10 protein-coding genes are annotated in these 13,128 nt (G+C 74.3%); 7 read left to right on the top strand and 3 right to left on the bottom strand.

The window, feature by feature from the left end; all coding sequences use genetic code 11:
• Position 1 precedes the first annotated feature (1 nt).
• The 5 genes from ACOJVX_RS15550 (at position 2) to ACOJVX_RS15530 (ending at position 8,288) form a co-directional block, all read left to right on the top strand.
• Entirely contained in the window at positions 2–2,596 is a 2,595-nt protein-coding gene (locus ACOJVX_RS15550; RefSeq protein ID WP_103056542.1) for a serine/threonine-protein kinase, read from the top strand.
• Positions 2,597–2,730: 134 nt separating this feature from the next.
• The gene (locus ACOJVX_RS15545; protein WP_422646877.1) at positions 2,731–3,792 is read left to right on the top strand and encodes a protein phosphatase 2C domain-containing protein; all 1,062 of its coding nucleotides are present in this window, start codon (positions 2,731–2,733) and stop codon (positions 3,790–3,792) included.
• Between the two features lie 11 nt (positions 3,793–3,803).
• Positions 3,804–5,135, top strand: coding sequence for a vWA domain-containing protein (locus ACOJVX_RS15540; protein WP_035292039.1), 1,332 nt, complete (start codon positions 3,804–3,806; stop codon positions 5,133–5,135).
• 346 nt (positions 5,136–5,481) lie between these two features.
• Positions 5,482–5,874 carry an FHA domain-containing protein gene (locus tag ACOJVX_RS15535; protein WP_162147301.1) on the top strand — a complete coding sequence of 131 codons (393 nt, stop codon included), beginning with the start codon at positions 5,482–5,484 and terminating at the stop codon, positions 5,872–5,874.
• Positions 5,875–6,035: 161 nt separating this feature from the next.
• Complete coding sequence (locus tag ACOJVX_RS15530) at positions 6,036–8,288, top strand: serine/threonine-protein kinase (protein ID WP_051713035.1); 2,253 nt, start codon at positions 6,036–6,038, stop codon at positions 8,286–8,288.
• A gap of 83 nt (positions 8,289–8,371) precedes the next feature.
• Here the strand turns inward: ACOJVX_RS15530 and ACOJVX_RS15525 are convergent, their stop codons facing one another.
• From ACOJVX_RS15525 to ACOJVX_RS15515, 3 genes are all read right to left on the bottom strand, one after another.
• The gene (locus ACOJVX_RS15525; protein WP_026418798.1) at positions 8,372–8,998 is read right to left on the bottom strand and encodes a uridine kinase; all 627 of its coding nucleotides are present in this window, start codon (positions 8,996–8,998) and stop codon (positions 8,372–8,374) included.
• A 99-nt stretch (positions 8,999–9,097) separates the two neighbouring features.
• Entirely contained in the window at positions 9,098–10,069 is a 972-nt protein-coding gene (locus ACOJVX_RS15520) for a quinone oxidoreductase family protein (RefSeq protein ID WP_026418799.1), read from the bottom strand.
• A gap of 67 nt (positions 10,070–10,136) precedes the next feature.
• Positions 10,137–11,765, bottom strand: coding sequence for a DUF885 domain-containing protein (locus ACOJVX_RS15515; RefSeq protein ID WP_026418800.1), 1,629 nt, complete (start codon positions 11,763–11,765; stop codon positions 10,137–10,139).
• 112 nt (positions 11,766–11,877) lie between these two features.
• On the opposite strand from ACOJVX_RS15515, the gene ACOJVX_RS15510 reads away from it, so the two are divergent.
• Complete coding sequence (locus tag ACOJVX_RS15510; RefSeq protein WP_026418801.1) at positions 11,878–12,192, top strand: hypothetical protein; 315 nt, start codon at positions 11,878–11,880, stop codon at positions 12,190–12,192.
• Positions 12,189–13,076, top strand: a complete 888-nt coding sequence (locus ACOJVX_RS15505) for an ATP-grasp domain-containing protein (RefSeq protein WP_155886126.1) — start codon at positions 12,189–12,191, stop codon at positions 13,074–13,076. Before ACOJVX_RS15510 ends, ACOJVX_RS15505 begins: the two co-directional genes overlap by 4 nt.
• Positions 13,077–13,128: the final 52 nt, after the last annotated feature.

The following is a 13,128-nucleotide window of genomic DNA, read 5'->3' as shown; positions in this document are numbered from 1 at the left end:
GATGACGCCCGCGCTCACCGGCGATTGCCCCAGACCGGGGTGCGGCGGCCGGGTTCGGGAGGGCTACTGCGACCGTTGCGGGCACGCCACCGCGACATCGGGGGACCAGCGGACCTCCCTCACCGGCCGGTTGACGCCCGTCGAGGACGTCCCCGAACGGGGAGACCGCCCCTCCCGGGTGTCCGCCCGGCTGGACGCCGTGGAGCCCGCGCCACCCCGGCCACCCCTGGGCAGGGGGGCGGAGCGCTCCGCGCCGGCGGGGGGAGCGCGACCGGCACCGCCCGGTCAGGCCGGGGTGAGCCGGGTACCACCCGCGGCGGTGGGAGCCGCGCCACCCGCCGAGAACACACCCGCACCGCAGGTACCCGAACCCCCGCGAGCGGCCCCCCAGGGGGCATCCGCCCGGCCCGGTGACTCGGCGAAGGGCGTGGACCGCACGGTGCTCACCGCCCTCGCGGGAACCCCCGAACGGACGGGGCGCGGGACACGACCGACGCCGGCCGGGCAAGGCCCGGCGGCCGGCTCCGACCGGACCTCCACCCGCACCAGCGGACGCGGGCTGCTGGGCGGTGGCCTCGTCGAGGTACCCCAGGTGCCGCCGCGTGACCCCAGCGCGGCCGTCCTCCTCGACCCGGAGGTGCCCGAGTCCGGCAGGTTCTGCAGCGACAGCCGGTGCGAGAAGCCGGTGGGCCGAGGCAGGGGCGGCCGGCCGGGGCGGACCGAGGGGTACTGCCCGCACTGCGGGGCCCGGTTCTCCTTCACCCCCAAACTCGCGCGGGGCGACGTGGTCGCCGGCCAGTACGAGGTCCTCGGCCCGATCGCCCGTGGGGGCTTCGGCTGGGTGTACCTGGCCAGGGACCGCAACGTCAACGGCAGGTGGGTGGCGCTCAAGGGCCTGCTGAACAGCGAGGGCGCCGACGCGATGGAGTCCCAGCTCAACGAACAGCGCTCACTCTCCGAGGTCCAGCACCCCAACATCGTGCACATCCTCAACGTCGTGCGGCACCCGCCCCCGGCTCCGACCGGTGCGGGGGAGACCTCCGGTTACATCGTCATGGAGTACGTGGACGGCCCCTCCCTGCGGGAACTCCTCGACCAGCGGCGATCCGCCCAGGGGCGGTCCGCCACGCTCCCCCTGGAACAGGCGATCGCCTACGTGCTGGAGATCCTGCCCGCCCTCGGCTACCTCCATGACCACGGGTGGGTCTACTGCGACCTGAAACCCGACAATGTCATCCACACCCCCGACCAGGTCAAACTCATCGACATGGGCGGGGCGCTGCGCCTGGACCAGCGCTACGAGGCCTTCTACGGCACGGTCGGGTACCAGGCCCCGGAGATCGCCCGGCTCGGCCCCTCCGTGGAGTCCGACCTCTACACCGTCGGTCGGCTGCTGGCCGTGCTGTCCTTCCCGTTCCCCGGCTACAACCAGGAACACCGGGAGAGCCTCCCGGACCCCGGAACCGTTCCCCTGCTCGTGGAGTTCGAGTCCTTCGACCGCCTCCTCCGCCGTGCCTGCCACCCCGACCGGACGCGGCGGTTCCGCGACGCCGGGGAGATGGCCGAGCAACTGCGCGCCGTGTTGCGCGAGGTGCTGGCGCTCCGGGGGCGACAGCCCCCACCAGGGCGCTCGTCGCTCTTCACCCACGAACGCGGGGTCATCGGCGGCGACCGGGGCCGGGACATCGCGCTGACGACGACCCCACCCGAGCCCGCCGAGGTCACCCGCCTCCTCCCGGTGACGCTGGTCGACCCCGACGACCCGGCGGCCGGCTTCCTCGCCGGCGTCCGGGACGCCACTCCCGCGCAGCTGCGCGCGGCGCCGGTGTGGACGGCGGAGGTCGGGCTGCGCCTCGTGCGGGCGCACCTGGAGGAGGGCGATCCCGACGGGGCCCGGCGAGAGCTCGGCGAGCTGACCGGTCTCGCCGACCAGGACTGGCGGCCGTCCTGGTACGAGGGCGTGGCCGCGCTGCTCGCCGGGCGCACCGGCGAGGCCCGAGACCACTTCGACCGGGTGTACGCGCGCGTACCGGGCGAGACGGCCCCCAAGCTCGCCCTCGCGCTCGCCGACGAGGCGGACGGGGCCATCCAGCAGGCCGAACGTCGCTACCGGCAGGTTTGGAAAGGGGACCACACGTATGTCAGCGCCGCCTTCGGCCTGGCCCGGGTACTGCTCGTCCAGCACGACTACCCCCGGGCGGTCGCCGTGCTGGAGTCCGTCCCGGAAACCTCCAGCCAGTACCTGGGTGCGCGGGTCGCGGCTGTCAGCGCCCGCGTCGGCGGGCGATCGCCGCACCAGGTGCGGTCGGAGGACCTCATGGCGGCGGCCGAGCGCCTGGCCACCCTCCCCCTGGACACCGAACGGCGCCTCAGACTGGTCGTCACCGTCCTGCTGGCCGCCCGCGCGTGGTGGGCGACCCAGCCGGCCGGCGCCCCGCGTCCGGGACCGATCTTCGGGCGGGAGTTCCGGGACCACTCCCTGCGGCTCGGACTGGAGGAGGCCTACCGCGGTCTGGCCAGGACCATCGACGACCGGGCGGAACGCATCGCCCTGGTGGACCTGGCCAACGCCGTGCGACCGAGAACTCTCGTGTGACCACCCCCGCCGAGCGCGATGACGAGGCAGGATGACGACCCTCGGCCGCCCGGTGCGGCGCCACACGACAGACCAGCAGAAGGGAGGCCGGGCCGCTGACTCGGTGCCCGTGCCGAGGCCCGCCCGCACACCCGATGAACGAACAGCTTTCACTGCGACCCGCCCGCGACGGCCTGGGCCCGCACTGCCCGCGGTGCGACTCGCCAGGGGAGCCGGGCGACCGGTTCTGCGAGGCCTGCGGAGCGGCCCTCGTCGTCCAGGAGGCCCAGGCAGCGCTCTGCCCCGACTGCGGGGCGGAGGTGGAGGTGACGACCACCCACGTCGACACCGCCGGCCAGTGCGCCGCCTGCGCCCGCCGCACCCTGGCGGCGCCCCCGGACCGGATGGAACTGGACCTGGGGACCGTCGTCGGCGTGAGCGACCGGGGCCTGCGGCACCGCCGCAACGAGGACGCCCTGGCGCTGCGGGTGCTGTGCGGCACCGACGACGAGCCGCTCGCGGCCGTGGCGGTGGTGTGCGACGGTGTGTCGTCCTCGTCCACCCCGGAGGACGCGTCCAGGACCGCCGCCTACACCGCGGCGGAACTCCTCGCCGAAGCCGCGCGGGACGACCTGGACGCGATGACGGCGACGCGGAGCGCCGTGCGTTCGGCCGTCGAGGCGGTCAGCGCCCTCCGCGTCGGTGACGACCCGGAACCGCCGTCCTGCACCTACGTCTCCGCCGTCGTCACGCCCAGCGAGGTGACCGTCGGCTGGATCGGCGACAGCCGCGCCTACTGGCTCGCCGCTCCCGAACCCACCGGCCAGCCCTCCGGCACGCCCTCCTCCCGGTTGACCACGGACCACTCCTGGGCGCAGCAGATGGTCGACCTGGGGCAGCTCAGCGAGGAGGAGGCGCAGGCGGACCGCCGGGCCAACGCGCTCTGCCGGTGGGTGGGAGCGGACTGCGACGGCCGGCCCCCCAACCTCGCGGCGATCCGCCCGACCGCCCCCGGCTGGGTGCTGCTGTGCAGCGACGGCATGTGGCACTACCTCAGGGAGGCCGACGACCTGGCCCGGCTGGTGGCCGTCTTCGACGACCCCCTGGACGCCGCCCGGGCGCTGACCAGGCTGGCCCTCGACGGCGGCGGCCACGACAACATCACGGTGGCGCTCGTCCCGTTCCCGCTTCGCGAGACCACGAGCCCACGCGGCTGAGAGGGGGTTCGATGGTGCGGCAGGTCAGCTTCACGCTGGAGGTCGACCACAACCGTTTCGTGTCGGAGCGTGCGTCCGAGGCGCACCTGGCGATCACGGTGACCGGCCACCACCCCGTCAGGGAGGACGGAGAACCGGGCGAGCCACCGGACGGCGGCACCCGTGCGTCGGAAGAGGGGACGCTCTCCGAGGTCCTGCTGGTCGACTGCTCCTCCTCGATGCGCTTCCCCGCGACCACGATGCCCGAGACCAGGCGCGCGGCCGTCGCAGCCGTGGACCTGCTGCCCGAGGGCGCGAGGTTCGCGGTCGTCGCCGGGACGACCACCGCCAGGGTCGTGTACCCGGAGACCGGTGGGCTCGCCGTCAGCAGCGCGCGGACCCGGCGGGAGGCCGCCACCGCGATCGGTGGGCTGACGCCCGACGGGGGCACCGCGATGGGCAGGTGGTTGCGGGCGGCCAACGACCTCTTCGCCGACCTCCCGGGCCCTCGCCACGCCATCCTCCTCACCGACGGCCTCAACCAGGGCGAGTCCCTGCGGGAACTGGCGGCCGCGTTGGAGGAGTGCCGGGGGCGGTTCGTCTGCGACTGCCGTGGGGTCGGCACCGGCTGGCGGGTGGACGAACTGCGGTCCATCACCACCGCGCTCCTGGGCACGGTCGACATCGTGGCCGATCCCGAGGACCTGGCCGCCGACTTCCGCTCGACCGTGGCGGCCGCCGTCGCCCGGGTGCAACCAGCCGTGGCCCTGCGGGTGTGGACACCGGAGCTGACCCGGCCGCGGTTCCTCCGGCAGGTGCACCCGGAGGTGCGCTCCCTCGAAGGCGTTCAAGTCCCGGGCGCGCCGCAGGACCTCGACCACCCCACCGGCAGCTGGGGCGCGGAGAGCCGCACGTACCACCTCTGCGTGGAGATCCCGCCGCTGCGGGTCGGGGAGGAGGTGCTCGTCGCCCGCCTCACCGTCGTCCAGGAGGACGGCGGTCCTCCCCTCGGCGCGCCCGTGCTGGTCACGGTGACCGGGAGCGCCGATGTCGACCGGGTGGCCCGCGTCGACCCGGTGCTGGCCCATTACACCGGCCAGACCGACCTCGCGGAGGCCGTCCGCACCGGACTGGACGCCCGCCGCCGTGGGGACACCGAACTGGCCACCGCCATGCTCCAGCGAGCGGTGGCACTGGCCACCGAGTCCGGTCACGAGGAGACCGCCGAGCTGCTCGCCGAGGTGGTGGAGGTCGTGGACGAGAGGAGCGGGACCATCCGGCTGCGCGCGCGGGTCGCCCGCGAGGCCGAGATGGCCCTCGACGCGCGGTCGACCAGGACCCTCCGGCTGGGACGCCCGCGATGACCTCGACCGCGGCATCCCGGACCACGTGCGCCGTCCGGCGGGCGGCGTGAACCCGGCCGGACGTGCCGGCGACCCCGAGCGCGTCGTGGACGGGGCGGGATGCTCCTCACCGGAGCGTGCCGCGCGGGAGCGGCGGTCCCCGGGCACCGCCCTCGCACCGGAACCCGGCCTCGGTCCGCCCACCGCGTGCCGGACCGGGACCGACGCCGCGGTGGGGGCGGCGTGCCCCCGGTGCGGCTGTCCGAGGGTGGGCCGGTTCTGCGAGGAGTGCGGACACGACTGCGAGGGGCCGGCCGGGGGCCGCGCGGACGGCTCAGGGCCGCCGGCTGGTGGGCCTCGCAACTGGGTGGCGCTCGTCACCGTCGACCCCCGGTACTTCGCCGGTGTCCTGGCGGAGGCGGGCAGTGCCGGTGAGCGGTTGCGGCTCCCCTCGGAGCGCCCCCGACGGCGCTACCCGCTCGCCGGCGACCGGGTGCGGATCGGCCGCGCCAGCCGGTCCGCACCCGAACCACCCGCGATCGACCTGGGCGTCCCACCCGAGGACCCGGGCGTCTCCCGGGAACACGCGGTGCTGCTTCGCGGGGCGGAGGGCGGCTGGTCGGTGGTGGACCTCGACTCGGCGAACGGCACGATGCTGGACAGCGGTCTGGTGCTCCGGCCGCACGTCCCACACCCGATAGGGGAGGGGACCCGGGTGCACCTGGGAGCCTGGACGACGATCGAACTGAGAACGTGGTGAGGCACCTGGCAAGATCATCAACGCGTCGGGCGCCGTGGGGGTTCCGCACCGGCGCGGGCGGAGCGCGTCCTATCGTGTCAGGGGTACTCGGTGATCTCGGCGGGGCGCCGCGCCGGGCGGACACCTCGGCCTGATCGATACCGGTGGAGAGGACAACTTCGGTGGACTCCGTCATTGACGTCGGCAGCGGCTTCCTGGACTGGTTGTACGGGATGTTCGGCGTCAACCTCCTGCCCGGTGACTGGGTGTGGTCCGCGATGATCACCGGTGTCGGCATGAGCCTGCTCGTCACGGCCGGTGCCGCCTTCGTCGCCCTGCTCCGCAAGGGGATCGGCAACCGCTACACAGCCCCCGTCGTCCTGGTGCTGGTCACCGTCGGGGTGGGCACCAGCTTCCTCCTGCCCTACGTGCTGGCCACCTCGAACGTGCGGCTGGTCCATCCCGCCTCCAGCAGCTTCTTCGGCCTGTCCGGGACGGTCTCGGAGGAGGTGTTCGGCTCGGACCAGGCGTTGTGGACCCGGGCACTGGCGATCCTCGTCCTGGTCCTGCTGCCCCTGCTGCTGCTCGGCCTGGTCGCCTGGCAGGGCAGGCTGGCCGCGCGACGCGGACCGGCGTGGCCCGGTCGGATGTTCTGGATGCCCTTCCTCCTGCTGGTGTTGCTGCTCGGCGGCGAACCCGCCGGAGTGGTGGCCAGCCTCTGGATCGGTTCCCTGCCCGCCGCGGTGGCCGGTGTCATCGTGGTCGCACTGCTCGGCTCCCCACCCCGCGCCGTCATCGAGCGCTCCGAACGGTCCCGCGACTGGGACCACGACCGGGACGGCGCCCGGGACCGGCGGGACCTCGACCCCGACGACCGCTACGCGGCGCAGGCCCTCGCGGGGCGGGAGGCGGAGGAGGCCCGCCAGATCCAGGCCCGCCAGCAGGAACTCGACCAGCGGGAGCGCGCTCAGCAGCTGCGGCAGCGGGAGCTGGACCAGCGGGAACGGGAGGTTCGGCTGGCCGCGATGAACCCGCAGCCATCCCAGTCCTCCCAGTACCCCGCCACCCAGGTCGACTCGCGGGCCGCTGAGGGCTCCGGCACGGGCGAGCAGCCCGCGCCCGAGCGGGCCTCGGGGTCCTCCGAGCTGGCCAACACGCCCGGTCCGCTGCCCTTCCCGGTGGCCGGGGCGGTGGCGGCGACGCCAGGGGCGGGGGACACCGCGCAGGCCACCGAGGTCGCGCCCGCGCTGTTCGGCGCCGGGCACGGCGCCAGCAGGAGCCAGGGACGGTTCCAGCGCATCCGGCAGCTCGGCAAGGGCGGGTTCGGATCCGTCTGGTTGGCGATGGACACCAGCCTGAACCGGATGGTGGCCGTGAAGATCGCCCACGCGCCCGATGCCGAGGGCGAGGAGCGGATGATCCGGGAGGCGCGGGCCCTCGCCGCCGTGCGGCATCCCAACTGCGTCCGGATCTACGACATCGTCAACGACCTCGGCGACGGCAGCGACGGTCTTGCCCTCGTCATGGAGTACCTCGAGGGTGACGCGCTCTCCGACGTCGTCCGCGAGAACACCCTCGACGACGTGGCCGCGGCGCGGCTGTGGGCCAGCATGGCCGAGGCCTTGGGGGCGGCGCACGAGAAGGGGTTGCTGCACCGCGACATCAAGCCGGCGAACATCCTGGTCGACCAGGCGGGCGTCGCGCACCTCATCGACTTCGGCATCGCCCGCAGCAGCGGCGACAGCAGCCTCACCGCCACCGGGATGATGGTGGGCACTCCCGACTACATCGCCCCCGAGGTGGCGCGCGGCGGGGACGCCACCCCCGCCTCCGACGCCTGGCAGTTGGCCGCCACGGTCAGCTACGCGCTCACCGCGAACCCGCCCAGGGGCTACCGGGAGAACGCGATGGCCTCCCTCATGGCGGCCGCGCACGACCCGGAACTGGTGCACCTGCCCGAGCACAGCGTGCATCGGCAGCTGCTCCTCGCCGCGCTGGACCAGGACCCGGCGCGGCGTCCCCCGCTCCCGGTGATCGTCCGCGAACTCGGCGGGTGGCTCGGACGGGCCGGGCTGAGCAACGAGGGACCGGTGACCCGGCGCATCACCCCGGACGACCCCGACCGCACCCAGGTGCACCGGCCCGGCCACACCGAGGCGGGTCGGGCGCCGGCGAGTGGCCAGCACCCGCCGTTCCCCCCGCCGGGAGGGCAGCACCAGTCCGGCAACCAGCCGCCGCCCCCGCAGCAACCCCCGGGGCAGCAACCCCCGGGGCAGCCACCGTTCCCCGGTCAGCAGCAGTCCCGGCCGTTCCCACCGCCCGGCCACCGGCAGCCGCCGCCCACCCGGCACCAGCCGCCGCCCCCGCCCCCCGGTCAGCAGCCCGGCCGAGGCGGCACCCGTCGGATGAACCTGGACGACGAGAACTGGGGCTGAGCGCCGCCCCTGGCAGGCCCGCCAGTCGCCACCGGCGACTGCCACCCCCGGAACCCGTCGCGAGCAGGACGGGGGCGGTGCGGTCAGCGCTCGAGGACGGCCGGGCGGTCGGGGTGGTCGACCCGGACGACGACGTCGGCCACCTCCCGAGGAGCGACCTCGCGCTCGTACCGGTCGAACGCCGGCAGGGTCCAGCCGCGCTCGGCGGTGGTGCGGCGGCGCAACGCCGGCTCGGAGAGCCACAGGTGCACGGCGAGATCCCACGGCAGGCCGTGACCGAGCAGCAGCCCACCGCTGACCAGCAGCACGGTGCCCTCGTCGACCCGGACCCGGCTCGCCCGGGCCGAACGGTCCGAGGCGGCGTCCCAGAGGCGGGGCAGCGCGCGGCCGTCACCGTCCGGTCCCAACGGGGTGAGCACCTCCCGCCGCAGCGCCCCCACGTCCGTCCAGTCCTCGTAGTAGGCGTCGGGGTTGGTGCGCCCCCGTTCCAGCCGGAGGGCGGCGGGACGCGGGAAGTCGTCCGCGCTGACCGCGAACACCTCCCGCCCCCTCCGCCGGAGCCGGCCGACCAGCGCCGTCGCGAGGTCGCCCGGCTCCGCCGCCGGCGCCCCGTCCACCACGACCCGGGGTCGGGGCGAGGCCGGCAGCCCGGCGATCCGCTCGGCGATCCGTTCGGCCAGCCGGTCCGGGCTGAGCGGTGTCATGCGCATGGTCCGACCTCGCCGAGGTGACCAGGCGCGGCGGTCGGTCGGGCACGGCCCTGGCGCCCCCCGTCCCGCCGCCGGCTGCCCGGGTGGGCGAGGACGTGGTCACGCCGGGAGCAGCAGCAGCTTCCCACTGGTCCGCCTCGCCTCCAGGTCCTCGTGCGCCGCGCGCGCGTCGCGGAGCGGGTAGCGGCCTCCGATCCGCAGATCGAGCCGCCCCGAGGTGATCAGGTCGAACAGCTCCCTCGCCCGCCACTCCAGTTCCGCCCGGTCGGCGATGTGGTGGGCCAGGGTGGGCCTGGTGACGAACAGGCTGCCACCCGAGTTCAACCGTTGGAGGTCGAACGGGGGGACCTGCCCGCTCGAACCGCCGAAGAGCACCAGCATCCCCCGGGGCCGCAGGCTGGCCAGGCTCGCGTCGAAGGTGTCCCTCCCGACCCCGTCGTAGACGACGTCGACGCCGGCGCCGTCGGTGAGCCGTCGAACCTCCTCGGCCACGTCGGCGTCGGTGTAGCGGATGATCTCGTCGGCTCCCGCGGTCCTGGCGAGGTGTTCCTTCTCATCCGTCGACACGGTGCCCAGGACACGGGCCCCCCGGGCCTTGGCGAGCTGGACGAGGAGCAGACCCACCCCGCCGGCCGCCGCGTGGACGAGGACGGTGTCGCCGTGCCCCACCGGTCTGGTGGAGGCGACCAGGTAGTGGGCGGTCATCCCCTGGAGGGGCATCGCGGCGGCCTGCTCGTCGCTGACAGCGTCGGGGACGAGCACCGCCCCGTCGGCCGGCACCGCGACGCGCTCGGCGTAGCTACCCGAGGTCTGCGCCCAGGCGACGCGGTCCCCGGGGGAGAAGCGGGTCACGCCGGAGCCCACCGCCGCCACCGTGCCAGCCCCTTCCAGGCCGGGCACGAAGGGGACCTCCATCCGGTACACCCCGGAGCGCTGGTAGGTGTCGATGAAGTTCACGCCCGCCGCTCCGAGCTCGACGAGCACCTCGCCGGGTGCCGGTTCGGGATCGGGCAGCTCCACCGGGGCCAGTACCTCGGGGCCGCCGGTCTCCCTCACCTGGATCGCCCGCATGTCGTCTCCTCCCGCTGGGGTGTTCGTCGTTTCGCGTGGCCCTCATTGGATCATCGTGGTGGCGGTGTCACCCGCCCAGCGCCACCCGGCGGGCCAGGCCCAGGGGGAGCGCGCCGGAGCCGGCGATCGTGTCGTGGAAGGCCTTCAGGTCGCCCCGGCCGGCGGCCAGGTAGTCGGCCCGGATGTCCTCGATCTCCAGGCAACCCGTCAGGTAGGAGGGAGCCTGCGTCGGCCACGAGCAGTAGCGCGAGACCTCACCCACCGCCGTGTCCTCGGTGAGGGAGGCCTTGGTGCTCATGAACTCCCTGGCCTGCTCGACGGTCATGTCACCGGCGTGCAGGGCGGTGTCCACGACGATGCGGGCCGCCCGGAACAACCGCGCCTCCAGGTGCCCGAGTTCGTGGGCGGGGTTGGTGAAGTACCCCTGCTCGCGCATCATCGTCTCGACGTAGAGCGCCCAGCCCTCGCTGAAGTACGAGGTGCGGAACGTCTTCCTGACCCGACGGGGGTTGCCGGCCATCCAGGAGAGGTGCCAGTGGTGACCGGGGTAGGCCTCGTGCACGGCGATGGTGGGCATCTGCGCCCGGGCGTTGGTCTGGAGGCGCTGGATGATCTGCTCCTCCGAGTACCCGTCCGGGGTGTGGGGGACGAAGAAGTGGCCGGTGCGGGAGTCCGTCAGCGGCGGTGGGGACATGTAGGAGGCGACGGAGAGGATCGCCCGCTGGAAGGCCGGCGCGGGGACCACCTCGCAGTGCTCCCCCTCGGCGAAGGTGACCAGGTCCCGTTCGGCGACGAACCGCCGGGCGCGGGCGGTCTCGGCCGCGTACTCGTCCCGCATCGCCTCGAGGGTCGGGGGGTAGTCCTGCTGGAGCCTGGTCATCACGGCGTGCCAGTCCTCCGACCCGCCGGGGACGCTCCGGGCCAGTTCGCGCATCTCCTCGTCGAGCGCCGCGTAGGCGGCCTTGCCCCGTTCGTGCAGTTCGGCTGCCCCGTACCCGAGGAGCTCCTTCTCGACGAGCAACCGGGAGTAGCGGTCCTCGCCCAGCCGCCAGTCGCCGTTGGCCCGCCGCCCGAACTCCTCGAGGAAGTCGACGACCGCGTCGAAGGCGGCCGCCGCCGGTTCGGCGGCGGTGGCGACCTTGTCACGCAGGCCGGGGTCGGAGACCAGGCCGGGCAGGGTCCCGGTGACGAACGACCGACCTGTCCGCGCCTGCCGCAGGCCGCGTTCCACGAGCAGTGGGGCGGCCAGGTCCGAGTCGAGGTTCAGCCGGCAGGCGGTGAGCACCGCCGGGACCTCGGCGAGCTTGCGGATGGTGTGCTCGACGAGCTCCGGTTCCGGCAGGAGCTTCTGGAGGAACGGGTAGAACAGCCCGCGGAAGACGGGGCCGACGTAGACGGCGGGGTCGCGGCGCCAGGCCGGCCACTCCTCCTCGACGCGGGCGCCCCGCAGGACGGCGAGCACCAGGTCGCGGTCGATCCGCGACTCGTGGTCGAGTCCGTTGTCGACCACGGACTCGAAGGTGCGCAACCAGTCCGCGTTGCCCGAGCGCGTGGCCACCAGTGCCGACTCGGAGTAGTCACCGAGGGTGTGGAGGTGCTCGACCGAGCCGAGCAGGCCGGCGTGCACCGGGTTGCGGTCGTAGTACCAGGCCAGGTAGTCGTCGAGGACGGTGGTGAAGGAGGGAGTCGCGGTCACGCCAGCACGATAGTCGTTTGTCTTGCTAACAACCAGGGGAGTGGGCCCCACGGCACCGATATCCAGCGACACGTGGGTTTTCCCGCCCGCCGCGAACTCCTAGGGTGGGGGCATGAGTGAGGACACCACGCACCCTCCCGTGCGGGGCGCCGACCAGAAGGCGTTGCGCCGTTTCGTCCGCCGGCACGACGGAGCGGCACGGGCCGTCATCAGCCCGCTCGGCCGCCCCGGTGCGCGGATCTGCCTGGTGGGCGGGGACGGGGCGCTCGGTGACCTCGTGGTGCGCGACGACGAGACCGCCCGGCGGCTGTGCGCCTCGGTTCCCGGTGTCGAGATCAGCGACTGGGACCAGCCCACCGTGGCGGCGCTGGCGATCGGGCCGGAGCACCGGCGCCGGATGGCCGGTCCCCGCGCTCGCGGCCGGTGAGGCGGCCCGGTTCCTCCTCCGGCGGCCGGGTGGTGCTGGTGACCTGCGCCGAGCTTCCCGGAGGGGACGCTGACGACGCCGAGCTGGTGACGGCCCTGGGTGAGGTCGGTGTCTCGGCCCGCTGGGCGGCCTGGGGCTTCGAGGCGACCGACGACGAGGTGGTCGTGCTCCGGTCGCCCTGGGACTACACCTGGCGGCGGGCCGAGTTCCTGGAATGGTGCTCCTCGGTTCCCACCCTGCTCAACCCCGTCCGGGCGGTGCGGTGGAACACCGACAAGCGCTACCTGGTGGAGTTGTCGCACGCCGGGCTCCCGGTGGTACCCACCCAGCTGGTGGCACCCGGGGAGCCAGCGGACTGGCCGGGCGGGGAGGTCGTCGTCAAGCCCTCGGTGGGGGCCGGCGCCCGGGGCGCCGGACGGTTCGGTCCCGAGGAGCGCTCGGCGGCACAGGCCTGGCTCGCCGAACTGCACGCCAGCGGCGCGACCGCCGTCGTGCAGCCCTACCAGCACGAGGTGGACCGCCGGGGCGAGTACGCGTTGGTGTTCCTCGGTGGCCAGTACTCGCACGCCTTCGCCAAACCCGCCCTGCTCACCGGGCCCGCCGCCAGGGACGCCGGGCTGTCGGTGGACGAACAGGGGCTGACGCCGGCAGCGCCGACGGGCAGGTGGCGACGGGTCGCCGAGGACTGCGTCGACCTGGCAGCCGACCTCCTGGGCATGTCCAGATCGGACCTGCTCTACGCCCGGGTCGACCTCGTCGGGGGAGACGGGGGTGACCCGGTGTTGTTGGAGCTGGAGGTCACCGAACCCACCCTGGGGTTCGGCGCGGCCGATCCCGCCGCCGTCGCCCGCTTCGCCTCCGCCGTGCGCAACCGGGTCCGGTGAGGACCGAGGCCGGCGGCCGTGGCGGGACCCGGCACCAGCCACCACTGGCGTC

The sequence above is a fragment of the Actinoalloteichus caeruleus genome, from assembly GCF_049311605.1.
Taxonomy (GTDB): Bacteria; Actinomycetota; Actinomycetes; order Mycobacteriales; family Pseudonocardiaceae; genus Actinoalloteichus_B; species Actinoalloteichus_B caeruleus.
The sequence above is the reverse complement of the archived record's forward strand: the minus strand, read 5'-3'. Positions and strand labels throughout refer to the sequence as shown.

Excerpts from the sequence above, each read along its gene's own strand:
- ACOJVX_RS15550 (WP_103056542.1), top strand. The coding sequence starts at position 2 with ATGACGCCCGCGCTCACCGGCGATTGCCCCAGACCGGGGTGCGGCGGC.
- ACOJVX_RS15545 (WP_422646877.1), top strand. The coding sequence starts at position 2,731 with ATGAACGAACAGCTTTCACTGCGACCCGCCCGCGACGGCCTGGGCCCG.
- ACOJVX_RS15540 (WP_035292039.1), top strand. The coding sequence starts at position 3,804 with ATGGTGCGGCAGGTCAGCTTCACGCTGGAGGTCGACCACAACCGTTTC.
- ACOJVX_RS15525 (WP_026418798.1), bottom strand. The coding sequence starts at position 8,998 with ATGCGCATGACACCGCTCAGCCCGGACCGGCTGGCCGAACGGATCGCC.
- ACOJVX_RS15520 (WP_026418799.1), bottom strand. The coding sequence starts at position 10,069 with ATGCGGGCGATCCAGGTGAGGGAGACCGGCGGCCCCGAGGTACTGGCC.
- ACOJVX_RS15510 (WP_026418801.1), top strand. The coding sequence starts at position 11,878 with ATGAGTGAGGACACCACGCACCCTCCCGTGCGGGGCGCCGACCAGAAG.